Annotated in this window: 22 protein-coding genes; 9 read left to right on the forward strand and 13 right to left on the reverse strand. The window is 70.8% G+C overall.

Features of this window, described 5'->3' with window-relative positions; genetic code table 11:
* Window positions 1-195 precede the first annotated feature (195 nt).
* Complete coding sequence (locus ACFWP5_RS40955; protein WP_384169115.1) at window positions 196-1,083, forward strand: metallophosphoesterase family protein; 888 nt, start codon at window positions 196-198, stop codon at window positions 1,081-1,083.
* Window positions 1,084-1,115: 32 nt separating this feature from the next.
* Here the strand turns inward: ACFWP5_RS40955 and ACFWP5_RS40960 are convergent, their stop codons facing one another.
* Entirely contained in the window at window positions 1,116-1,682 is a 567-nt protein-coding gene (locus ACFWP5_RS40960) for a hypothetical protein (protein WP_384169118.1), read from the reverse strand.
* Window positions 1,683-2,459: 777 nt separating this feature from the next.
* Between ACFWP5_RS40960 and ACFWP5_RS40965 the strand changes: the two genes are divergently transcribed.
* Entirely contained in the window at window positions 2,460-3,539 is a 1,080-nt protein-coding gene (locus ACFWP5_RS40965) for a hypothetical protein (protein WP_384169121.1), read from the forward strand.
* Between the two features lie 38 nt (window positions 3,540-3,577).
* On the opposite strand, the gene ACFWP5_RS40970 is transcribed toward ACFWP5_RS40965, so the two are convergent.
* From ACFWP5_RS40970 to ACFWP5_RS40985, 4 genes are all read right to left on the reverse strand, one after another.
* A complete protein-coding gene (locus tag ACFWP5_RS40970) occupies window positions 3,578-4,468 on the reverse strand; it encodes a hypothetical protein (protein ID WP_384169124.1) in 891 nt (296 codons plus the stop codon).
* On the reverse strand, window positions 4,465-5,004 hold the full coding sequence (locus ACFWP5_RS40975) for a SigE family RNA polymerase sigma factor (protein WP_384169127.1): 540 nt from the start codon (window positions 5,002-5,004) through the stop codon (window positions 4,465-4,467). The genes ACFWP5_RS40970 and ACFWP5_RS40975 overlap by 4 nt, the downstream gene beginning before the upstream one ends.
* A gap of 650 nt (window positions 5,005-5,654) precedes the next feature.
* Complete coding sequence (locus ACFWP5_RS40980) at window positions 5,655-5,918, reverse strand: DUF397 domain-containing protein (protein ID WP_384169130.1); 264 nt, start codon at window positions 5,916-5,918, stop codon at window positions 5,655-5,657.
* On the reverse strand, window positions 5,902-6,741 hold the full coding sequence (locus ACFWP5_RS40985) for a Scr1 family TA system antitoxin-like transcriptional regulator (RefSeq protein ID WP_384169133.1): 840 nt from the start codon (window positions 6,739-6,741) through the stop codon (window positions 5,902-5,904). Before ACFWP5_RS40985 ends, ACFWP5_RS40980 begins: the two co-directional genes overlap by 17 nt.
* Before the next feature lie 112 nt (window positions 6,742-6,853).
* On the opposite strand from ACFWP5_RS40985, the gene ACFWP5_RS40990 reads away from it, so the two are divergent.
* Entirely contained in the window at window positions 6,854-7,246 is a 393-nt protein-coding gene (locus tag ACFWP5_RS40990; protein ID WP_384169136.1) for a hypothetical protein, read from the forward strand.
* A 25-nt stretch (window positions 7,247-7,271) separates the two neighbouring features.
* On the forward strand, window positions 7,272-7,937 hold the full coding sequence (locus ACFWP5_RS40995; RefSeq protein WP_384169139.1) for a class I SAM-dependent methyltransferase: 666 nt from the start codon (window positions 7,272-7,274) through the stop codon (window positions 7,935-7,937).
* A 381-nt stretch (window positions 7,938-8,318) separates the two neighbouring features.
* On the opposite strand, the gene ACFWP5_RS41000 is transcribed toward ACFWP5_RS40995, so the two are convergent.
* Both ACFWP5_RS41000 and ACFWP5_RS41005 read right to left on the reverse strand, forming a co-directional pair.
* Window positions 8,319-9,224 (reverse strand): TIGR03620 family F420-dependent LLM class oxidoreductase, encoded by a 906-nt coding sequence (locus ACFWP5_RS41000; RefSeq protein ID WP_384169142.1) that lies wholly within the window; start codon window positions 9,222-9,224, stop codon window positions 8,319-8,321.
* An 89-nt stretch (window positions 9,225-9,313) separates the two neighbouring features.
* Window positions 9,314-10,360 (reverse strand): AraC family transcriptional regulator, encoded by a 1,047-nt coding sequence (locus ACFWP5_RS41005; protein ID WP_384169145.1) that lies wholly within the window; start codon window positions 10,358-10,360, stop codon window positions 9,314-9,316.
* Window positions 10,361-10,448: 88 nt separating this feature from the next.
* Here ACFWP5_RS41005 and ACFWP5_RS41010 point away from each other — a divergent pair, with 88 nt between their 5' ends.
* The gene (locus ACFWP5_RS41010; RefSeq protein ID WP_384169148.1) at window positions 10,449-11,591 is read left to right on the forward strand and encodes an acyl-CoA dehydrogenase family protein; all 1,143 of its coding nucleotides are present in this window, start codon (window positions 10,449-10,451) and stop codon (window positions 11,589-11,591) included.
* Window positions 11,592-11,600: 9 nt separating this feature from the next.
* Here the strand turns inward: ACFWP5_RS41010 and ACFWP5_RS41015 are convergent, their stop codons facing one another.
* The 3 genes from ACFWP5_RS41015 to ACFWP5_RS41025 all read right to left on the reverse strand — a co-directional run bounded on the left by ACFWP5_RS41015 (window position 11,601) and on the right by ACFWP5_RS41025 (window position 15,050).
* Window positions 11,601-12,989: a PTS transporter subunit EIIC gene (locus ACFWP5_RS41015; RefSeq protein WP_384169151.1), complete on the reverse strand. Its 1,389-nt coding sequence runs from the start codon at window positions 12,987-12,989 to the stop codon at window positions 11,601-11,603.
* Window positions 12,990-13,005: 16 nt separating this feature from the next.
* Window positions 13,006-13,941: an N-acetylmuramic acid 6-phosphate etherase gene (gene murQ / locus ACFWP5_RS41020; protein ID WP_384169154.1), complete on the reverse strand. Its 936-nt coding sequence runs from the start codon at window positions 13,939-13,941 to the stop codon at window positions 13,006-13,008.
* Window positions 13,942-14,138: 197 nt separating this feature from the next.
* Window positions 14,139-15,050, reverse strand: a complete 912-nt coding sequence (locus ACFWP5_RS41025; protein ID WP_384169157.1) for a MurR/RpiR family transcriptional regulator — start codon at window positions 15,048-15,050, stop codon at window positions 14,139-14,141.
* Window positions 15,051-15,105: 55 nt separating this feature from the next.
* Here ACFWP5_RS41025 and ACFWP5_RS41030 point away from each other — a divergent pair, with 55 nt between their 5' ends.
* Both ACFWP5_RS41030 and ACFWP5_RS41035 read left to right on the forward strand, forming a co-directional pair.
* The gene (locus tag ACFWP5_RS41030) at window positions 15,106-15,513 is read left to right on the forward strand and encodes a hypothetical protein (RefSeq protein WP_384169159.1); all 408 of its coding nucleotides are present in this window, start codon (window positions 15,106-15,108) and stop codon (window positions 15,511-15,513) included.
* Window positions 15,510-15,776, forward strand: a complete 267-nt coding sequence (locus tag ACFWP5_RS41035; protein WP_362971281.1) for a DUF4031 domain-containing protein — start codon at window positions 15,510-15,512, stop codon at window positions 15,774-15,776. The genes ACFWP5_RS41030 and ACFWP5_RS41035 overlap by 4 nt, the downstream gene beginning before the upstream one ends.
* Window positions 15,777-15,904: 128 nt before the next feature.
* Here the strand turns inward: ACFWP5_RS41035 and ACFWP5_RS41040 are convergent, their stop codons facing one another.
* Window positions 15,905-16,984, reverse strand: coding sequence for a GNAT family N-acetyltransferase (locus tag ACFWP5_RS41040; protein ID WP_384169187.1), 1,080 nt, complete (start codon window positions 16,982-16,984; stop codon window positions 15,905-15,907).
* A gap of 116 nt (window positions 16,985-17,100) precedes the next feature.
* Complete coding sequence (locus ACFWP5_RS41045; protein ID WP_384169166.1) at window positions 17,101-17,754, reverse strand: hypothetical protein; 654 nt, start codon at window positions 17,752-17,754, stop codon at window positions 17,101-17,103.
* 44 nt (window positions 17,755-17,798) lie between these two features.
* Between ACFWP5_RS41045 and ACFWP5_RS41050 the strand changes: the two genes are divergently transcribed.
* Together ACFWP5_RS41050 and ACFWP5_RS41055 are read left to right on the forward strand one after the other, a co-directional pair.
* Window positions 17,799-18,482 (forward strand): maleylpyruvate isomerase family mycothiol-dependent enzyme, encoded by a 684-nt coding sequence (locus tag ACFWP5_RS41050; protein ID WP_384169169.1) that lies wholly within the window; start codon window positions 17,799-17,801, stop codon window positions 18,480-18,482.
* A gap of 152 nt (window positions 18,483-18,634) precedes the next feature.
* Entirely contained in the window at window positions 18,635-19,327 is a 693-nt protein-coding gene (locus tag ACFWP5_RS41055; RefSeq protein WP_384169172.1) for a copper homeostasis protein CutC, read from the forward strand.
* Window positions 19,328-19,357: 30 nt separating this feature from the next.
* Here ACFWP5_RS41055 and ACFWP5_RS41060 read toward each other — a convergent pair whose 3' ends face one another.
* The gene (locus ACFWP5_RS41060) at window positions 19,358-21,439 is read right to left on the reverse strand and encodes a HelD family protein (RefSeq protein WP_384169175.1); all 2,082 of its coding nucleotides are present in this window, start codon (window positions 21,437-21,439) and stop codon (window positions 19,358-19,360) included.
* Window positions 21,440-21,557: the final 118 nt, after the last annotated feature.

The raw sequence follows: 21,557 nt of genomic DNA on the forward strand, positions 1-21,557 counted from the left end.
GCCCTGAAGGGCCTCGTCCTCAAACGCCGGACGGGCTGGATTTGCCGGCCTGGGTGGGTGATGCCGGCCGGGCTGGATGGGGCGGCCGGGCTGGATGGGGCGGCCCGGGTCCGGTGACACCGATGCCAGGCTCAGACCAAGCCGCGGCCTGGTCCTCTGTCCGCCGCCCCCCAACTCGGGCTAGCGTTCGCGGACATGAGGATCCTGCACCTGTCCGACACCCACCTGGAGCGTTCCGACGCCCCTAACCGCCATGGCATCAACGCGACGGACTCCCTGCGGCTGATGCTCGCCGAGTTGCGGCATCAGCGCGGGGTGGACGCGATCGTCGTCACCGGGGACCTCGCCAACGACGGGGCGGTGGAGGCGTATGCGGCTGTGAAGGAGTTGGTGGGTGGGTTCGCTCGGTTGATGGGCGGGGTGCCGGTTTTCTGTACGACCGGGAACCACGACGAGCGGGAGGCGTTCGGGAAGGTGCTCGGGAGTGGGCATCTCGCGGGCGACGGTACGGATCGGGTCGTGGACGCCGTGTTTCCGGTGGAGTTCGGGTGCGCTGCCGTCAGCACGGTCGGCGGGTACCGGTTCATCACGCTCGACTCACTCGTGCCCGGGGAGGTCTACGGGCAGTTGAGCCGGGCCCAACTGGACTGGCTGGAGGAGGAGTTGAGGACTCCGGCCGAGCGCGGGACCGTTCTTGCCTTTCATCATCCGCCGATTGCCCTCGATACGCCGATGCAGCGGACCTTCGGGCTGCGGAATCCGGGGGAGTTGGCGGACGCGATCCGGGGGAGTGACGTACGGGTCGTGCTCACCGGCCACTTCCACCTCCAGCTCTTCGGCTTTCTGGAGGCGACGCCGGTGTGGGTCACGCCCGGGGTCGTCAACCGGATGGATCTGACCACCGCGCACGGTACGGAGCGGGCGGTGCGCGGAGCCTCGGCGTCGCTGGTGGAGCTGGGCGGGGAGACCGGGCCGATGTTCCACACCTTGCACGCGCGGGACCCCCGGGCGCACGAGACGGTGTACCAGTTGGACCCGGAGCAGGTCCGGTCGATCGTCGAACGGCACGCGCCCAAGGGCTGATTGGGGCTGGTGGGTGGTGCTGCTGGTCGGTGCTACAGGTTCCCCAGCGGCTCGATGTCCACGTGTACCGGTGTGCCCCAGACCCGGAGCACCTCGTAGTCGGTGAACTCGTGGACGAGGCGGTACGCCATCGCCGCGCGGGAGCCGCGGCGTGCGGCGGCGATGTACAGCTCGGCCTCGTGGCGGTCGCGGCGCGGGGTGCCGCAGAGCTGCCAGGCCTGGCCGTTCCACAGTTCGGGGAGCCAGCGCTGCTGGGCCTGCGGGCGGTCCTCGCGGACGCCGTAGCGGGAGGGTGTGGTGTCGGTGGGCCGGGGCGCGGCGGGGCCGTTGAACTCGGAGCGGCGGGCCGTACGGCGGCGGGTCTCGCAGAGCAGACAGAGGTCGGGGGCGCTCTCGTCGACCGGGCCGTTGGGGTGTTCGGGGCAGCGGGTGGTGGGCGCGGCGCCGCTGACGCTGTCGTTCAGCAGGTCGAGGGCGCGCTTGAGGTCCGCCTTGACCTCGTGCAGCCGGGCGTCGGGGGTGTCGGACGTGAGCGCCTCGCCGTGCTCGCCGAGGAGGCGGAGGGCGCGGCCTAGGGCGGTCTGCTGGGCGTGGTTCATGGTCCTGCGGAGCTCCAGACGGCGGGGAGAGGGGCTTTCCCTTCGGCCGACCATAGCCGCGCCGTTGGATGCGGGACGAACCTGTGGGGACGCGAGCCTGTGACGACTGACGACATGGGAACAAGTTTTCCAAAAAGGGACACGTGTTTTCCGTGCCGCCACATACGATGCTTCCATCGCACGGCTCGACGTGAGCCACATGAGTGCGATGAATTTCATGCACACGACGGGGGTTGGGTGGCGTGAACAGTCTGTTCATTGTCGGTATGGGGTTCGGAACCACTGGGATTCCGCCCGCGAGGTCCTAGGCCCTGTCGTCAAATTCCCGTCTGCCTCGCGACGCCGTGCACGCTCCCCCACTGCCTTGAGGGCGTGGGAGGTGCCCCCACTCGCCGCACCGGGCGCAGACCCAAGTACGTCCAGTACGAGGGCCTACGCCCGGCACTCCCCCAGCCTCAGGCCGGGGGGACCCCCAGAGCACGCACCTGCCGCCGCGAGGCCGCGCTCCGGGCGACGACGGGAATTTGACGACAGGTCCTGGCCGCCATCGGCGGCAGACCACCAGCGCGACGACGACACGCACGGCTTCGGCCGCGTACGCGTGCGTCCCGCCGAGCTGGTCCCTGTCGGCATCAGAAACCGGACATCAGCGAGCGACTGCGGCGCGGACGCGCCTCGGCCACTGACGTCCTCGTCCCGTACCGAAGGAGAAACATGAGTCCGTTTCGGGCAACCGCAGTCTCTCGTGTCCGGAAAGTATTAGTCGCGGCAAGCTCGATGGCGATCGCGACCGCCGCCTATGTCGCGGTCCCCGCGACGACCGCGAACGCCGTACCGGTGGCCGACACGGCATCGGCCACGGGGTGCACACCCCTCGGCGCCACACGTACGCGTCTGATCGGTTCGGACGGCCGGACAGTGTCGTCGTCGGCCGCGGCAGCCGTCCGAGCCGCAGCGGGCAAGGAGCTGACATACAGTCTGCCGGGCGGCGTGACCATGTCGACGGTCGTCCCGCCCCAGGGCTTCCGGCCGCAGACGGCGGCGCCCGCGACCGCACGGGCCTATGGCTTCAACGCCCCGGACAACCCGACCGCGCTGGCGGCATGGCGGGCGAAGTACAAGGGGTACCGCGAGACCGTCCCGTCCGTCCCGTGCCTGGGCGGGTCCGGCAGCTCGGCGGTGCGGTTCACCAAGTACAGCCAGAACTGGGGCGGCTACATGGGCACCGGCCACTCCAACTACAACGAGGTCTACGACGACCAGAACATCCCCACCTACTACACGACGTGCGGGTCCAACACCACCTCGCTGGCAGCTCCGTGGATCGGGCTCGGCGGGTTCAACTCCGGCAAGCTGATCCAGCAGGGCTTCGCGTCGGGCTCGTCGAGCACGCAGAGCGGGCCGGGCACGGCCACCCAGGGCGCCTCGCTGTGGTTCGAGTACCTCAACGCCGCGCACGCGAACCCGCCCGTCTACATCGCGCACACGACGAAGACCAATCACGTCATCTCGCAGTACATGACCTACACCGCGGGAAAGGTCGTATTCCACTGGTACGACCGGACCGCCGGATCCGGCTGGTCGCCTGTCACCGCCACCGGTCTGTCGTCGTACTACGACGGGACGACGGCGGACTTCATCACCGAGCGGCCGTACGGCTTCAAGCTGCGTAAGTTCAGCCGGCAGACGCTCAGTGCCGCCGGCGCGAGGTATGGCAGCACCTCCAAGAACCTCTTCAGCCTGCCGAACACGGAGGTGCGGCTGACAACCAACGGTGGCTCGTCCGGTGCCGCCATGTTCACCGACACCCGCTCCAGTACGAGTGCGTTCTACCAGACCTGGAAGCGCTGCTCGTAGCGTCGGGACGATCTGACCCGAAGTGAGGCTCCCGCCGGTCAGCCGGCCGTCTGGAGCCTCACTTTCCGGCCGCCGGCCGTGACCGCGTAACTGATGAGCGACCCCTTCTCCCTGAACGAGCAGTAGACGGCGACGGTGCCATCGGGAACGTCGGGCAGCACGTTCGCCGGCTTGGGGTCCCCGGCCGCCAGGCGTTTCGCGCGGATCCGCTCGACGGTGGTGAACATGCCGTAGGAGACGGCCTTGGCTCCGAGCGCCTTCTTGCACACGGTGTCGGGCGACGCGATCGTGGTGTCCTCGCGCCACTGTGCGACGAGCCGTTTGTGGCTGTCCAGGAGCCGCAGTGTCCGGGCGGCCGAGCCGCCCGGCTCGTCCACGGTGACGTAGGCGGTACGCCCGAGCGCGTCCCGGAGGTCCGGGGTCGGCGTGCTGAGCATCGGACAGGACTGGAATCGCAGCGGGGGCAGCAGCGCGGTGAACGAGCCGTCCTCCCGCAGTGCGAAGCTGCCGGCGATCAGTGGCCCGCAGGCCCCGTTCACCTGCCATCCGTTCTGTGATCCGTCGGCGCCGATCACGAGGTTCGCCGGGAGGCCACTGACGTCGCGCCACGACGAGACGTCGCGACCGTCGACCGAGACGGCGATCCAGCGTCCGCCGAGGTCTGCGGCGGTCAGGCCCGCGCTGCCGAATGTGGGAGCGGTCAAGGTGTCGCTCCTGTCGTGGCTCGCCTGCGTGGCGACGGCCGCCGACCCGGCGACGGCCACGACGCAGGCGAACACGCCCGCGACGGCGAGCCGCCGGCGAAGGCGGCGCCTCGTCCCGGTGCGAACCGCCTCGTCGATGTCGACGCGGTCGGCGGGAGCACTGACGCTGAGGGACGCGATACGCGCGGCGAGTTCTTCCGGCGTCTGCGTCTGGTCGGGGTTCACGATGCTCCTTCGAACGTGGCCGGCGGTGCGATCTCTGCCTCTGCCGGGCGCGTCCGGAGCGCCGTGCGCAGCGCCTCCAGGCCGCGGCTCGTCTGGCTCTTCACATTGCCCGGACTCTTCCTGAGCAGGGACGCGGTCTGCTCGACGGACAGATCCTCGAAGAAACGCAGGACGAGTACGGTTCGCTGGCCGACCGGGATCATCAGCAGAGCGGCGATCAGATCGTCGTCACGCTCGGCCATGCTGGTGTCCGGGTCCCAGCCCAGCGTGGCCACATCCGCCTCGCTGATCTCGCGCCTGGCCGGCCGGCGCTGGTGGTCGGTGTGGAGATTGCACAGGATCCGACGGACGTACGCACGGGGATCACCGGCCGCCGACACCCGGTTCCACCGGGAGTAGAGCCGTCCGAGCGCCTCCTGGACGAGGTCATCGGCGAGGTACCAGTCACCGCACAGCAGAAACGCCGTCGTGCGCAGGCGTGTCCGATGCTCCAGCACCCAGGTGCGGAAGTCGGTCTCGCGGGGATGATCGGTCACGCTCTCCCTCGTCTCACGCATGCGGGCGTCGCCCGCTCCGGATCCCAACCGAACCGGATCCGCCTCTCCCTACGTCCTACACGGATCTCCCTACGTCCTACACGGAACTCGGACCGAGCGGGGTTGCACGGGGCCGTGAAGTCGTCGCCGACCGGTTTCCGGACGGGTCCCGCCTCCCGCCGCTCCTCGCCCTCGGACCGGGTCCGCCTCCATGCTAAAACCATGGACACCCGCGACTCCGTGCGATCGGCTCGTGCGGGGCTTCCCCGTCTCCGGGAGGCCGGCGCGGCGCGGATCCCGGTGACGTGGTCGCGTACGGCCGAGGAGGCCGGGGCCGGGGCGCGGACGCCGGGCCCGGTCTCGCCCCGGCACGCGCCGCACATGCCTGCCGGCAGGGCCTCCGGTCATCCTGGGGCTCCGCACTTCGCGCACTGCGGAATGCGGAGGGGTGGCTGTGCCAGTGTGGGTTGGTCGACCGGGCTGGGGAGACCGGCGGCCAGGGCCCGCACCACAGTCGTCGTCCCGTGTCGTACGAGAGAACCACGTTCGGGTGATCCGGCGGGAGCCCTTGGAGTCGGCCGGATGTTCCCGGCCCCGGCGCCTCAACTCGCCGGGAGGGTAGGCGGGTTGAGCTTCGGGCGGCCGGATGATCAGCTGTGCTTGAGATCCCCGACGAACGCCGACCACGCCTCGGTCCGGAACGCGAGCTTCGGGCCGAGGGGGTTCTTGGAGTCGCGGACGGGGACGAGGGCGGGGTGGCCGTCGGCTACTTCCAGGCAGTCGTCGCCGCTGCCGCCGCTGTGCGTTGACTTGCGCCAGCGGGCTACTTCGAGGCAGTTGCCGCCGCCTCCGCCGCTGTAGCTGGACTTGTACCAAGTGGCCGTGCTCAGGTCGAGATCAGGGTTGTTCCTCATGGGCGTAATCCTGCGCCATCGCTTCGATCAGAGCTAGGGAGTTCTGTGGGGAGAGGGCGCAGGCCGCGAGGAATTCATAGGTGCGCCGATGCCACCTGACGGTGGTTGGATCGTCTTCCAGGCGTCCGGTGGCGACTCCCTCAAGGTAGACCAGTGGAGGAGCGTCGTTGAAGTCCATCAGCTTGATGGAACCCTCCATCGCCGGGTGCGCTCCCGCCTTGAACGGCAACACTTGCACGATGACCCGGCTTCGGCGGATCAGGCCGACGACATGGCTCAGGGCGGCCGCCATCACCTTGGGTCCGCCCGTCACCCGGTGCAGTGCCGCTTCGTCGACGATCGCCCACAACAGAGGTTGTGTTGGGTCGTCGAGGATGCGGGTTCGTTCGATGCGGGCCGTCACCAACTCCTCGATCGCCTCATCCGGAGCCGTGGGCTCATAGGCGCGGCTCACCGCCCGTGCGTAGGCCGCTGTTTGAAGCAACCCGGGAATCAACAGGGGCGCGTACTCCCTGATCTCCGTCGCCGTTGCTTCAGCCTCCGCCGCTTCCGCGAAGTGCTCGGCATACTTCGACTTCGCCGCCGCCCCGCAGTTCCGGGTGAAGAAGTCACCCGTGCCCAACTCCGCGTCCAGCATCCGCGAGTACTCCGGCAACATCCGCCGCGTCCCCGCCTCCAACTGCCCGATGAACGAACCGCTCACGAACAGCCGTTGCCCCAACTCGTCCTGGCTGAGGCCCGCTTTCTCGCGGGCGTGCCGGAGTTCGGCGCCGAGCAAAGCGCGCGGTGACGACGACGGGTCGAGATCTTTCGGTCCTGCCACAGCAACTCCCTGTCCTGACACCGGAATTTGTTGGGACTCCCCGTATGGCCAGGTTAGACACGTTGCCGCCACGCTGTGTTGCGAACAGCAAACTCTGTGTGGAGGTGTAGGCATGCTGCGGTCGACGGAAGAAATCGTCGCTTCGCTCCGGGAGGCGCTCACCGGTGTCGGTGTCGTCCTGCCGTCCCTGTGCGTGGACCCGGTGACGGGTGCGAGCGAGGAACCGTTCGCGCTCGTCGTGCTGGGGCGCTGCAACGTACGTACCGCCGAGAAGCTCGCGTCCGTGCTGCGTGGCGAACGGCCCCCGGTCGGGGCGTACGCCGTGGACGTACGGGACGGGCGGATCGGCGAAGTGAAGGGGCACGTGGGCGGCAACGTGCAGTTGCGGCCGGTCGGTGGGGGCCGGGAGTGGGACTGCCCACCGGAGTCGACGGGACCGGCGGCTCAGGAGGAGGTGTTGCGGGCGAGGGTACGGGAGCGGAACCGTGAAGCCCGCCTGCCCTGAACCGCCGCCGTGATCGACTGATCCCATGGCCCTGATCCCGCCCCGAGTCCTCCGAGCCCTGGAATCCTTCAACTCCGACCACCCCTGGAGCCACAACGCCCACTACCACCCGTGGCTGCTACGGCAGTTGCCCCGCAGGTTCGGGCGCGCCCTGGACGTCGGTTGTGGGAGCGGGGATCTGGCGCGGCTGCTGGCCATACGGAGCACGGGGGTGGAGGGCATCGACTCCGGTCCTCAAATCATCGCCAGGGCAAGGGAGTTGACCCCGCCGGGTGTCCCTGCGGTCTTCACCGTCGTCGACGCCCGGGCCGGAATTCCCGCCGGCCCCTACGACGTCATCACCTGCGTCGCCGCCCTCCACCATCTCCCGTTCACCGAGACGTTGACCCGCTTCCGCGACCAACTCGCCCCGGGCGGAACCCTCGTTGTCGTCGGCTGCGCCCGCGAAGCGGATGCCGTCGACGATCTCCTCGGATTCATCTCCGTCGCCCTGAACCTCGTCACGGGCTGGCTGAAGAACCGGGGTCGTAGGGCCGTGTCCCGCCCGGTGTCCATGACCGCGGTCACCCGGCCGCCGGAGATGACCTTCGCCGAGATCCGCCGCGAGGCGATCCGCGTCCTGCCGCGTGTCCGGCCGCGGCGGTGGTTGTTCTGGCGGTACACGCTGGTGTGGCGGGCGCCCCTGGCCTGATCCGGTTCCCGCCGAAATCGCTCACAATTTTGCGGGCGATTGACTGGGTTTGCAGGGGCGATGCACAGGCAGGCGGTGAAGCACAGGACAGTGGGCATGGGACTCGGCGCAGCCGTCGCGGTATCGGCGGTCAGGTTGGCCGGCGGTACCGCGCAGGCAGCCGCCCACAACTTCACCGCGCCTACGGCCGCCATGGACGATTCACTCGTCTTCGACTCCGCTGTTTGCGGTGGGGCGAAGGTCATCTCACTTCGTCACGTGGATCGCCGTGGTCTCCGGCCACTCGCGCCAGGTCAGGAAGCAGGCTGACTGATCGCCTTGCCGTTGGGCCCCCTCCGCCGCGGGCCCGGCGGTACTGCTCATACGCCGGTCATACGCCGGTCATGCGGCGGTGAGTGCGGGCGCCAGCTCCCGCCACGGCTCGGTCGGCACCTCGAACGGCGACTCCATCAGGGCCTGCACGCAGACATGGTCGGCCCCGGCGTCGAGATGCTCGCGCACCCGGTCGAGGATCGCCGTCTCGTCGCCCCATGCGACCAGCGCCTCGGCCAGCCGGTCGGAGCCGCCGCGTACCAGGTCCGTCTCGTCGAAGCCGGCCCGCAGCCAGTTGTTGCGGTAGTTCGGCAGGCCGGTGTAGATGTCCAGGTGGGCGTGGGCCCGGCGCAGCGCGGTCTCACGGTCCTTCGTGAGTACGGCGCCCATCTCGACGGCCACGATCCTGTCCGGGCCGAGAGCCGCCCGTACCTCGGCGGTCTGGGCCGGTGTCACCAGGTAGGGGTGGCTGCCGTCGGCGAGCTCGCGGGCCGTCTCCAGCATCCGGGGGCCGAGCGCGGCGACCAGGACGGGCGGGCGGGGTGCGTCGGCCTCGGCGGCGTAGAAGGTCGCGCCCGCCATCGCCGTGAGGTACTCGCGCATCGCGGCGACCGGTTTGCCGTAATTACCGCCGCGCACCCGCTCCACCAACGGCCGGTGGCTGACCCCGAGTCCGAGCACGAACCGGCCGCCGTACGCCGACGACAGCGTGCGGGACGCCGCGTTCGCCGCGACCGCGTCACGTGCCCAGATGTTGGCGATGCCGGTCGCCACGCGCATGCGTGAGGTGGCGGCGAGCAGCAACCCCGCCTGGCTGAACGCCTCCCGGCCGTACGCCTCGCCGAACCACAGGGTGCCCCAGCCCTGTTCCTCCAGCTCGGCCGCGATCTCCCCGCCCGCCGCCGGGGCCACGGCATCCAGGCTCGCGGTCCAGATCCCTACGCGGCCGAGTCCCGCTTCTTCCACCACTGTCATGCGGGGACAGTAAGGGGAGGGGTGGGGTGGTTGCCGTGACCGTGCCGCTCAAGGTCCTTGACCCGGGCGTTCGCAGGAGGGGAGATGGCTCAGTCGCCGGGCTGGTAGGAGCGGGGCGCGGAACCCGTCCAGCGTTTGAACGCGCGGTGGAAGGCGCTCGGCTCGGAGAAGCCCAGCCGCCGTGAGATGTCCTCGATGGAGACCGTGCCCGTGGCCAGCGCCGCGATGGCCACATCGCGCCGCAGCTGATCGCGGATCCGCTGGAACGAGGTCCCCTCCGCGGCCAGCCGCCTCCGCAGGGTCTGCGCGCTCACCGCCAGCCGGGCCGCGATGTCCTCGGGGTCCGGCATCCGGTCCGGCAGCGACTGCCCGAGCAGCCGGCGGACCTGGGCGGCGGCGGTGCTGCCGTAGTCCAGGCGGGCGAGTACGTCGCCCGGGGCGCGGCGCAGGAAGGTCTGCAGCCCCAACTCGTCCTGGAGTACGGGCAGTTCGAGCAAGGTGCGGTCGAAGACGAGGGCGGTGCGCGGGGCCTGGAAAGTGCACGGGGCGCCGTAGAGGAGGTCGTATTCGAGCGCGTGGGGTGGTGCCGGGTGGCTGAACTCGACCCGGGTGAGGGTGATCCGGCGGCGGATCAGCCAGCCGGCGAAGCGGTGGGCGACGACCGTGGCGGATTCGGCGAGGTAGTGGTCGGGGTCGTCGAAGGCGGTGAGGTCGAAGACGAGCGCCACCTGCGGTCCCAACTCGCTTGCCGTCTCCTCCAGTTGGAAGCGGGGGCCGCCGGGGAAGAGGCCGTAGAAAGTGCTGCTGCGGTTGATCGCGGTCCGTAGGTCGGGGCTGCAGTGCACCACCGCGTGGCACATCATCGCGAAGGTGCCCACCTTGAGGGGCTGTGGGCCGAGGCCCTGCAACTCGTCGTCGAGGGCCTGCCACACGGCCTTCGTGAGCCGGGCGAACTGCTGCGGCGACACACGGGCGAGCGGGACGTCCAGCAACTCCGGTGGTACGGCGGCCCGTTCGAGGAGCGCGGTGATGTCCAGGCCGTGCCGCTCGGCTCCGCGCAGCGCGGCCCGTACGTGGTGGATGGCGACCGAGCGGGTGGGCGCGCCGTATGCGTCGCTCTCCATAGGTGCGGACATGACCGCCGATCGTACGGGACACGCAGGTCAACGACCGTGAGCGCTGCGGTCATGACGGCCCGTCGTGGCGCCCGCCTACCGTCGGGGCGTGATCAGAAGCGGATATTTCGACGAGGCCCATGAGGCGTACCGGACGGCCTGGCGCGGTTTCGTCGAGCACGAGGTCGTGCCGAGGCAGGACGGCTGGGCGCGCGAGGGGATCGTAGGGAAGGACGTCTGGCGGCTCGCGGGTGCGCGGAACCTGCTGTGCCCGTGGGCCGATCCCGCCTACGGCGGACTGGGCCTGGCCGATCTGCGGTACGAGCAGATCATGATCGAGGAGCTGGCGGACGCGGCCGAGTCCGGGTTCGCGGTGCCGTTGCACTCCGGGGTCGTCGCCCCGTACCTGGCCGCGTTCGGCACCGAAGACCAGAAGACCCGGCACCTCACCCGGGCGGTATCCGGCGAGGCGCTGGTCGCCATCGCGATCACCGAACCCGGTACCGGTTCGGACGTGGCCGCCCTCCGCACCCACGCCGTGCGCGCCCCGGGCGGCGACGGCTGGCTGCTCAACGGGGCCAAGACGTTCATCTCCAGCGGCGTCAACGCCGACCTCGTCATCGTCGCCGCCCGCACCGGCGAGGGCCACACGATCGGCCTGTTCCTGGTGACGGCCGGCGCCCCCGGCTTCACCCGGGGCCGCAAGTTCGACAAGCTCGGGCTGCGGACCTGGGACACCGCCGAGCTGTTCTTCGACGACGTGTACGTCCCGGACGCCGATGTGCTGGGCGGCCCTGACCAGGGATTCGCCCTGCTGATGCGGCAGTTCGCCCTGGAACGGCTCGTCGTCGCGATGGGCGCGGTGGCCGACGCGGGGGCGGCCCTGCGGGAGACCATCGCCCACACCAAGCAACGCACCGCGTTCGGGCGGCCGTTGGCGAGATTCCAGGACACCCGTTTCCGGCTGGCCGGGATGCGGGCGCGGATCAGTTCCGCCCAGGCCTTCGTCGACGCCTGCGTCCTCGCCCACAACCAGGGCACCCTCACCGCCGACCAGGCCGCCGAGGCGAAACTCGTAGCCACCGAACTGCAGGGCCAGGTCGTCGACGACTGCCTGCAGATGTTCGGCGGCTCCGGCTACCTGTGGGAGTCCCCGATCTGCCGCCGGTACGCCGACGCCCGCGTCCAGCGGATCTACGGCGGCACGTCCGAGATCATGAAGGAGATCATCAGCCGCGCGATGGACCTGTGAGCTCCTGCTCTACGCGGCCTGGTTGATCCGGTTCTGATGGGTGAGGCCGAAGGCATACGTGGCCAGGAAGCCGACCCCGTAGCCGGTCAGCAGCCCGCCTCCGTAGATCGCCACCGTCATCCCCAGCCCCTTGTTCCCCGCCAGCAACGGGAACAGCGCCCACCCCGACGGCCCGATCGCCGTCGCCCCCACCTTGTCGCCCAGCATCGCGAAGAACCCGACGAACGCCCCGCCCGCCGCCCCGCCCGCACAGGCGGTCAGGAACGGGCGGCCGAGGGGGAGCGAGACGCCGTAGATGAGCGGTTCGCCGATGCCCAACAGCCCTGCCGGAAGCGCCGACTTGATGGTCGTACGGATCGAAGTGTCGTGGCGCAGGCGGAAGTACACGGCGACCGCCGCGCCCACCTGGCCCGCGCCCGCCATCGCCAGGATGGGCAACAGGACGGTGTAGCCCTGCTGTTCGATGAGGGTGGTGTGGATGGGGATCAGGGCCTGGTGCAGGCCCAGCATCACCAGGGGGAGGAAGAGGCCGCCGAGGATCAGGCCCGCGAAGGGGCCGGTCGTGGACAGGAGCCAGTTCGCGGCCGTGCCGATCGCGGTGGAGATCTCGCCGGCCGCGTACATGAGGCCGTAGAGCGTCGCCAGGCCCGCGATCAGGACCGTCAGGGTGGGGGTGACGAGGACGTCGAGGGTCGCGGGGACCCAGGTGCGGCACCACTTCTCGACGTACGTGCCGAGCAGCGCGGCGGCCAGCGCGCCCAGTACCCCGCCCTGGCCGGGGGAGAGCGCGACCCCGAACGCCGTCACCTTCGCCACCCCCGGATACACCACGACCGCCGCCACCGCACCGCCCAGCACGGGTGTCCCCCCGAACTCCTTCGCCGTGTTGTAACCGACGAACACCGCGATGAGGGTGAGAAACGCGGAGGGGAGGACGGTGAGGGCGCCCGTCACTCCCGGGAGCCAACCCAGGTTGATCAGCAGTCCGTTGAGACCGGCCAGCACTCCGCAGCCGATCAGCGCGGGGATGAGCGGGACGAAGATGTTCGCGATCCGGCGGAGGAGCAGTTTGCCGGGTGTCGCGTTGCGCGCCCGCTGCTCCTCCTTCAACCCGGCCCCACGAGCGGCCAGTTCACCCGCAGCGCTACCGACCAACTTCTCGAACTCCGGGGTCACTCGGGCCACCACTCCCGGCCCCAGCACGATCTGATACGTGTCGTCGTCCACGACCCCGAGCACGCCGGGCAGCGCCCGCAGCGCCTCCTCGTCCACCAGCGACCGGTCGGCCAGGCCGAGCCGGAGGCGGGTCATGCAGTGGGCCACGGAGGTGACGTTCGCGGGGCCGCCGACGAGGGGGAGGAGCGCGGCGGCGGTGTCGTAGGAGGGAGAGGTGTTCACCTCATGAGCGTGCTGGTCAGTCGGCCGCCGCCGTCAGCGCCGCGCGCAGTCGGCCGCCGGACTCCTCCAGAAGGCGGGCGGCCGTCGGGCCGTCGACCCCGGCGAGGATCACCAGGATCGCGTTCTTCACCTCGCCGTCGGTGGCCGCGAGGGCCCGCTCGATCTCCGCGTCGTCCGCGCCGGTCGCGAGCGCGACGATACGGCGGGAACGGGCGCGCAGCTTCTCGTTCGAGGCCCGTACGTCGACCATCAGGTTCCCGTACGTCTTGCCCAGCCGGATCATCGTGATCGTCGACAGCATGTTGAGGACGAGCTTCTGGGCCGTGCCCGCCTTCAACCGGGTTGATCCGGTGAGGAGTTCGGGGCCGACGACGACCTCGATGCCGTGCTCGGCGGCTGCGGCGAGCGCGCTGTGCTCGTTGCAGGACAGCCCGATGGTCAGCGCGCCCTCGCTGCGGGCGTGTTCTACGGCGGCGATCGCGTACGGGGTCCGTCCCGAGGCCGAGACACCGACCACCGTGTCGTTGGGGGTCAGTGCGAGCGCGTCGAGGTCGGCCTCGGCCAGGTCCCGGGAGTCCTCGGCGCCTTCGATGGACGTGACCAGGGCCTCCGGGCCACCGGCGATCAGGCCGACCACCTGGGAGGGGTCGGTGTTGAAGGTCGGCGGACACTCGGACGCGTCGAGTACGCCGAGCCGTCCGGCGGTACCGGCGCCCGTGTAGATCAGCCGGCCGCCTCTGCCCATTCGCTCGGCCACGGCGTCGATCGCGGCGGAGATCTCGGGGAGGCGGAGGGCGACCGCGGCGGCGACCGTGGCGTCCTCGGCGTTCATGAGGCGGGCGATGTCGAGGGTGGGGAGTTGGTCGATCCCGGCGAGTTCCGGCCGGAAGGCTTCGGTGGTGAGTGACTCCAACTCGGTGCGGAGGTCACGGGGGTTGGACGTCGAGGTCATTTGAGAAGCGGCTCTTTCCGTTGGTTCTTGTCTGCGGGCCGGTGGGGGCTGGTCGCGCAGTTCCCCGCGCCCCTAAAAGAAGGTCGGTCTTCTCACCGCACACCTTGAAACAAGCCGGTGCTGCCCAACCCTCTCAGGGGCACCCCCCCCAGGGGCGCGGCCAGCCCCCACCGGGCCCGCGGACAACCACGAAACCGTCAGCGCCTGTGCCGATGTGCCAGTGCCTCATAGGACGCCGACAAAGCTGGTGCCGCCTGTTCGTACGTCCGCTGCGCAACCCCGATGAACAAACAGTCCACCACCAGCAACTGACTCGTCCGGGACGACATCGCGGCCGGCCGAAGCTCGCTCTCCCGAGCGGTGGACGTCGTGAGTATGTGATCGGCGTACTGCGTCACCGCCCCGTCCGGCCGCCCGGTGATCGCAACGGTCGTAGCCCCATGTTCAAAAGCCACCCGCAGCGGCTCGATCACATCACCGGTGGACCCGGAGTGAGTGATCGCGATCGCCACGTCCCCCGCCTTCAGCTGCACGGCGTTCGTGACGGCGAGGTGCGGGTCGCTGTGGGCGTGGGCTATGAGCCCTATCCGCAGCAGCTTCTGGGTGAGGTCCTGGGCGACGAGCCCGGACGCCCCGACGCCGTATATGTCGGTACGGCGGGCCGCGGCGAGCGCGGTGACGGCGGCGCCGAGCTGGACCGTGTCGAGTGCGGCGGCCGTGTCGGCGAGGGTCTGCTGCTCGTCGTAGGCGAGTTTCGCGACGACGTCGGCGATCGGGTCGTCGACGGCTATGTCGGTGGTGAGGGCGGGCGCGCGCCCGGACTGCTGCTGCGCGGCGAGCCCGGCCAGCGCGAGGCGCAGGTCGCGGTAGCCGGGGTAGCCGAGGATGCGGGCGGTGCGGACGACCGTGGCCTCGCTGGTGCCGGTGAGTTCGGCGAGGCCGGTGACCGTGAGGGCCGCGCAGCCGGCCGGGTCGGCGGCGACGGTCTCGGCGACGCGCTGCATGGAGCGGGTCATGGAGGGGGCGAGGGTGCGCACCTTGGCGGCCAGTGCGGCGGGCGGCGTACTCCCGGAGGCGCTTCCGAAAATTTCCTTCACGTCCTGGGTCACTCTTGAAAGATATTTTCGTTCCGGTGGCCGGGTCAAGGGTGCGCACAATGGGTGCATGGATCCCGACAACGACCCCGACAACAACCCCACCGGCGACCCCGTCGTTCCCATCAGCCCGCTGGAGCAGGCGCTGCACGCCGCCCGCGCCCTCGTGCTGGCCGATCTGGCCGCGGGCGAGGTCGTCGCGGCCGACGTGGTGTCCATGGTGGAGGAGTCCGTCGTGCAGCGGCGGTGGTGGGTGGAGCAGTGGCCGGAGGGTGTGGCCTACGTCGCCGGACTGGTCGCGCAGGACGTGCAGGACGCGCTGCTGGAGGCGTACGGACGCTGGCCGCTCTGCCCGGTCTGCGCGGCCGGCGACCCGCACGCCCTGGAGGTCGAACCGGAGCTCGGACCCGACCCGCACTGGGTGTGCCACAAGGCGGGCGTGAAGGTCGCTGCCGTGGGAAACCTGGGCTCCCTGTGACCGTGTACATCGACCCACCGACCTGGCCGGGGCACGGACGCCTGTGGTCCCACCTCGTCAGCGATGTCTCGTACGACGAACTCCACCTGTTCGCCGAGGAGTTGGGCGTACCGCGCCGGGCCTTCGAGCGCGATCACTACGACATCCCGTCGCATCGTTACGCGGACGCGGTGGCCGCCGGCGCGGTGGAGGTCAGGAGCAGGGAGGTGGTCCGGCTGCTGACGGCGGCGGGGCTGCGGAGGCCCAAGGGGCGGGCGCAGTAAGCGAGTTCGCAGGGGGTCGGGCGTTCGTGGGCGGTCGGCCGAACGAGCTTGCTCAGCGCCTCAGTTGCTCAGTAGCCCAGTAGCCCAGTAGCCCAGTTGCCCGGTCGGTCGCCCGTCGGCCGGGGTCGCTAGCGCCCCAACTCGTAGGCGAACTCGCCCTCCACCTCGTCCTCGCTCACCTTCCTGAACCCCGCCCGCGTGACGACGGCCTGCGACGCGAGGTTGTCCCGTTCGATCGTCGCGAAGACGGTGTGTACGTCGTCCCGGGCCAGCGCCCACTCCGAGAGCGCGCGCAGCGCCTCCGTCGCGTAGCCCTGGCCGCGGGCGGCCTCCGCCAGGTCGTAGCCGACCTCCGTGCGGCCCTCCTCGTCGGGGGTGCCGTGGAAGCCCATGCCGCCGACCGCGCGGCCGTCCTCGCGGCGGACGAGGGCGAACACGCCGAACTCCGGGCGGTGCACGCCCGATGCGTACGCCTTCAGCAGGAAGGTCGCGGCCTCCCGGGTGCCCTCGTACGGGCCGCCCTCGATCCACTCGAACCCGCCGTCGCCGCCCGCGACCAGGTCACCGGCGGCCGCGGGGGTGAGGCCCTGGAGGGTGAGGCGGTCGGTGGCGTGGACGAGGTTGTTGTGCCAGCGCCAGTCGGTGACGGGGGCGCGGCCGGGGAGGTCGCCGCGGCCGGTCGCCCACAGCAGGGTGCGCCAGTGGTCGGCGGCGGGGCGGATGTGCGGGAAGATCCGGCCGAGGACGAACTCGCTGATTTCGGGGGCGGGTTGGTACGTCAGGCCCAGGCCCTCGGCGATGTCGTGCGTGTGCAGCAGCACCTCGGCGGTGCCCATCGCGGCGAAGCCCTCGCGGTTCGCGCTGCGGAACGGGTACGGGTGGAAGGCGCGCACCTCGCGCGGTGTGGTGCGGACGGCGGCGGCGAGCAGGGCGCCGGTCGTCCCGATCACGTCCAGGACACCGGAGTTGTCGGTGCCGTCGTCGAAGGCGATGTCGAAGGGGACGTACGCGTGCTGCGCGCGCCCGGCCAGCTGCCCCGCGTACGCGATGAGATCACCGGCGATGTGCTCGGCGGTGTACCGGCAACTCCACTCCAGGCGGCCCGCCTTGGCCTTCTCCCAGTCCGGACCGTCCCAGTCCGGACCGTCCCAGTCCTGACCGGTCGCCGTGCGCAGCAGCGCGACGCAGCCCGCGACGGCCTCTTCCAGCTGGTGTGCGCCTGTATTTCCGCCCGTGGTCCCCATGCCGGGGAGCATACGGGCCGTGACCGCGGCCTGCTGTGGTTAAGGCATTCACCAACTGCATATGACGGTGATTTGATCATTCAGGCGAGCAGCTCCAGTTCCGCCGCCAGGTTGTAGCGTGCCGTGGCCTCCCATTCCGCGGCCCCGTGCGGCGTCCTGAACAGCCGGGGGAGGTCGAGCAGTTGGCGCAGGATCGCCGAACGGCCGTCCCGGAAGGCGTCGTTGGGGACGAAGTGGTACTCCTCGCGGACGGCCGCGGTGTAGACGGCGTACGCCGACGGCGGCGCGGCCAGGATCGCGAGGTCCGCGTCGCACAGCACCTGGCCGTCGCGGTCGTCGTCGGCGGGCGCGTGCGTGACGGTGAGCCGGACCAGCCGGGCGACCTCGGCGGTCCTCGCCTCCGGCACGCCCGCCTCGGCCAGGGCCCGCTCGGCGAGCCGCGCGGACCGTTCCTCGTTCTCGGAACGGTCGGGGAGGTAGACCGCGTCGTGGAACCAGGCCGCGAGCCGTACGACGTCCGGGTCGTCGGCGTGCTTCTCCAGCACGTCGATGTGGTCGAGGACCGAGGTGAGGTGCGTGAGCGTGTGGTAGTGCCGCTGCGGCTCCTGCCAGCGGGCGAGGAGATTCTCGGCGTACGGCGAAGGGTCGGGACCGCCGTCGGGTGTGCCGTCGGGTGTGCGGGCCCCTGCGAGGGCGTGGGTCCAGCGGGCGCGGAGGGCGTCGAGATCGGCCATGCCCCTTATTTTCCTCCCGCGGCCGCGCCTCTAGCGTGGAAGGCATGACTTACGCCGAAACAGCACACGACGTACGTGACCCCGAACTGCCCGGACGGCTCCTCACCACCGAACGCGACGCCCTGATCCCGCTCCTGCGTTCCCGCCCCGACGAGGACTTCGCGCTGGCGACCCTCGCGTGTCCGGGCTGGACCGTGCGGGACGTGCTCGCGCACTGTTCGGCCGCGCTGACGCGGGTGGTGGAGCGCCGGTTCGAGGAGGGGGTGTTCTCGCCGGAGGCCAACGACCGGGACATCGCCGAACGGGCCGACTGGACGAACGCGCGGGTCGTCGACGAACTGGAGCGGGGCATGACCGAGGCCGGTGCGGCGATCGCCCGCGCGGGCGGCGCGCTGGACGCGGTCGCGCTGGGCGAGTGGGTGCACGCGGGGGACGTACGGGACGTTCTCGGCGTGCCCGGCGCCTATGGGGGCGAGGGGCTGGGGTCCGCTCTAACCCTTCTCGGCCTCGTGACCCGTCAGAAAAACCACCGGCCTCTGCACGCCGACCTCGACGACCTGGACGATCCGCTGCGGCTGGGCGATGTGTCGGGCGAGCTGACGCCCGCGCGGTACATCGGCGACGCGCCGACGCTCGTACGGCTGTACTCGGGCCGGCCGGTGCCGGACGGGGCGGGATACGAGCTGGCCGGGGCGGAGCCGGGGGAGCTGAACATCTTCGGTGGCTGACACCTGTCCGATGGCCGACCCGCATCCGGCGGCTGACGGATGTCCGGCGACGCGCGGCGATGGGGGTGATCTCGCGGCCCCCTGACCTCCCGCGTACCCTGAGATTGGACTAGACCTGTAGCCGCTCCAGGGAACACGACGGAAGGGGTCCTATGAGCACGCGTGCAGTCCTGGAGGTGATCGCCCTCGGCGCCGAGGACGCGATCGCCGCCCAGGCCGGAGGCGCGGACCGCCTCGAAGTGGTCACCGACATCGCGGCCGACGGACTCACCCCGCCGGTGGAGACCTTCGCGGCGATCCGCGCCGCCGTCGACATCGACCTGCGCGTGATGCTGCGCCTCGCGGACGGGTTCGCCGCGGGCGACGTGGAGCGGCTGGTACGGGTCGCCGGGGAACTGCGGGCCGCCGGCGCCGACCAGTTCGTGCTCGGGTTCCTCGACCCGGACGGCTGCGTCGACCTGGACGCCGTGGAGCGGGTCGTCGCCGAACTGGACGGCTGCGCCTGGACGTTCCACCGCGCGATCGACCGCGCCGCCGACCGCGACGCCCTGCGCAAGCAGCTCGCGGACCTGCCGGGCCTGGACGCGTACCTCACCGCCGGTTCCGCGGAGGGCGTCGACGACGGCCTCCCCACGCTGCTCCGCGAGGCGGCACTGCGCGGGGAACCGGGCTACGAGCAGCGCGTCCTGGTCGGCGGCGGCCTGCGCCTCGACCACGTACCGACCCTGATCACCGCCGGAGTCGACGCCTTCCACATCGGCGGGGCCGCCCGGCCGGAGGGCTGGGAGGGGCCGGTGTCGGCGAGGGCAGTGGGCGAGTGGCGGACGGTGCTCGACAGAACGTGAGCCGGGCTTTTCGCCAACCGCCCTTTCCGCTCAGGCGAGTTGGGGCGGCAGCGGCGCCGTGTGCGTGACGATCAGGCCCGACACCGCTCGGGTCAGGGACACGTACAGGCGGCGCAGGCCCGTGCGTTCGTCCGGTTCGCCGTCGACCACGGCCTGCGGCTCGTCGAGGACCACGTAGTCGTACTCCAGGCCCTTCGCGAGCGACGCCGGGACCAGGGTCAGACGGGTGTCGACGGTCGTCTCCTCACCCGGGTCGATGTAGCCGATGCCCGCCGCCGTCAGCGCCTCCGCCAGTTCGGGGACGCGGGCGTCGGCCGCGATCAGGCCCGTCGACCCCTCGTTGCTCAGCAACTCCTCGCAGGCGGCGACCACTTCGGCGGTGCCGGTCGTCTCGCGGAGGTCGAAGAAACCCGGGTTCTCACGGACGGAGGCGACCGGAGTCAGGCCCGGGGCGATGTGGGGGAGGAGCCGGGAGGCGTAGGTGATGACGTCCGTCGGTACGCGGAAACCGGCCGTCAACTCCTCGATCACACCGTCCGACTTACCGAGGTGGGCCAGCGCCTCGTCCCAACTCCGCGTCGCCCAGGGCGTGGTGCCCTGCGCCAGGTCGCCGAGGACGGTCGCGGAACCGGTGGTGCAGCGGCGGCCGACCGCCCGGTACTGCATCGGGGAGAGGTCCTGCGCCTCGTCGAGCACGACATGCCCGAGCGAGTGCGTGCGCTGGACGAGGTCGGTCGCCTCGTCGATCAACACGGCATCGGCGGCCGACCACTTGGCGGCCTTCACGCTCCGCACGGCCCGTTTTCCGGATCCGGGCAGCGCCCAGAGGATCGTCTTCTGCTCGTCCTCGTCGAGAATGCCGTCAGCGTGCACCGCGAGGAAGTCCGCGTCGGTGAGCAGCCGCAGCACGAGCTTCGCGGGCTCCACCGGCGGCCACACCGCCTTGACGGCCGCCTTCACCGCGGCGTTGCGGGCGACCGAATCCTGCACCCGGTCGTCCGGCGCCTCCCCCGACCGCTCCATCTGCACCAGCACGGCATGCGCGATGCGCTGCGGAAGGGCCTCGCGGGCGGCGCCGTAGCGGATGTCGCGGTCGAGCAACTCCCGCGCGATGGCTTCGAGTTCGTACGCCGGGACCCGCCAGCGGCGCGAGCCGCGCACCACCATCACCGGCTCGGTGGGCATGGTCACGTGGGAGTAGACGGCCCGGCGGAGGATCTCGGCCATGCGGGCGTCGCCCTTGATGACGGCGGCCGGTGCCTCGTCCGTGCCGCGTACCTCGACGTGCGCGACCAGGTCGTCCACCGTGCCCTGGCGGACCGTCAACTCGCCCAGGGCGGGCAGGACTTGCTCGATGTAGTGGAGGAAGGACCTGTTCGGCCCGATGACGAGGGTGCCGGTGCGGGCGAGCCGCTCGCGGTGGGCGTAGAGGAGATAGGCGACCCGGTGCAGGCCGACGGCCGTCTTTCCGGTCCCCGGCCCTCCCTGCACACAGACGGTGCCGCCGAGTCCGGACCGTACGATCTCGTCCTGCTCGGGCTGGATGGTGGCGACGATGTCGCGCATCGGGCCGACGCGGGGCCGCTCGATCTCCCGTTGCAGCAGCTTGCTGGTGGCGGCGGCCTCGGCCGGGTCCATGAGGTGCTCGTCCTCGTACGCCGTGAGGTCGCCGCCCGTGTAACCGAAACGGCGGCGCAGCGAGACGTCCAGCGGGTCCTTCTTCGACGCCCGGTAGAACGGCTGCGAGACCGGCGCGCGCCAGTCGATGACCATCGGGTCGCCGTCGCCGTCGTGCACATGCCGGCGCCCGATGTAGAACTGCTCCCCCTCCGCGCCCTCCGCCTGCTCGGCGCCCGGCGCGTGCAGGTAGTTGAGGCGGCCGAAGAACAGCGGGGTGTCGCTCAGGTCGGCCAGCGCCTTGATGCGGTCGTCGATCTGGCGGGCGAGGACCGCGGCGTTGACCCAGTTCGCGGTGACGTCCTTGATGTCGAGCGACTCGACGTCCTCGCGCATGGCACGCAGCGCGGAACGGGAGGAGGCCAGGTGCGAGCGTTCGCGGGCGAGCGGATCGTCGAGACGGGCGCCGAGAGGGTCGGCGGCGGGCGTGGACAAGGGGGTGCCTCCGGAGGGCCTGCTGATGCGGCTGCTGGGTGGGTGCCGCCCGGTTTCCGTCCGGGCGGCGGCACTCCCTGCGGGGAGGCGGGCAAGAGCGGAGATTCTAGGTCAGGGG

Source organism: Streptomyces sp. NPDC058469 (assembly GCF_042721125.1).
GTDB lineage: Bacteria > Actinomycetota > Actinomycetes > Streptomycetales > Streptomycetaceae > Streptomyces.

Bases quoted from the DNA above. Each gene is read 5' to 3' on its own strand.
- ACFWP5_RS41030 (WP_384169159.1), top strand. From the start codon at position 15,106: ATGGATCCCGACAACGACCCCGACAACAACCCCACCGGCGACCCCGTC.
- murQ (WP_384169154.1), bottom strand. From the start codon at position 13,941: ATGACCTCGACGTCCAACCCCCGTGACCTCCGCACCGAGTTGGAGTCA.
- ACFWP5_RS40990 (WP_384169136.1), top strand. From the start codon at position 6,854: ATGCTGCGGTCGACGGAAGAAATCGTCGCTTCGCTCCGGGAGGCGCTC.
- ACFWP5_RS41005 (WP_384169145.1), bottom strand. From the start codon at position 10,360: ATGTCCGCACCTATGGAGAGCGACGCATACGGCGCGCCCACCCGCTCG.
- ACFWP5_RS40955 (WP_384169115.1), top strand. From the start codon at position 196: ATGAGGATCCTGCACCTGTCCGACACCCACCTGGAGCGTTCCGACGCC.
- ACFWP5_RS41000 (WP_384169142.1), bottom strand. From the start codon at position 9,224: ATGACAGTGGTGGAAGAAGCGGGACTCGGCCGCGTAGGGATCTGGACC.
- ACFWP5_RS40965 (WP_384169121.1), top strand. From the start codon at position 2,460: ATGGCGATCGCGACCGCCGCCTATGTCGCGGTCCCCGCGACGACCGCG.
- ACFWP5_RS41050 (WP_384169169.1), top strand. From the start codon at position 17,799: ATGACTTACGCCGAAACAGCACACGACGTACGTGACCCCGAACTGCCC.
- ACFWP5_RS40960 (WP_384169118.1), bottom strand. From the start codon at position 1,682: ATGAACCACGCCCAGCAGACCGCCCTAGGCCGCGCCCTCCGCCTCCTC.
- ACFWP5_RS41055 (WP_384169172.1), top strand. From the start codon at position 18,635: ATGAGCACGCGTGCAGTCCTGGAGGTGATCGCCCTCGGCGCCGAGGAC.
- ACFWP5_RS40995 (WP_384169139.1), top strand. From the start codon at position 7,272: ATGGCCCTGATCCCGCCCCGAGTCCTCCGAGCCCTGGAATCCTTCAAC.
- ACFWP5_RS40980 (WP_384169130.1), bottom strand. From the start codon at position 5,918: ATGAGGAACAACCCTGATCTCGACCTGAGCACGGCCACTTGGTACAAG.
- ACFWP5_RS41045 (WP_384169166.1), bottom strand. From the start codon at position 17,754: ATGGCCGATCTCGACGCCCTCCGCGCCCGCTGGACCCACGCCCTCGCA.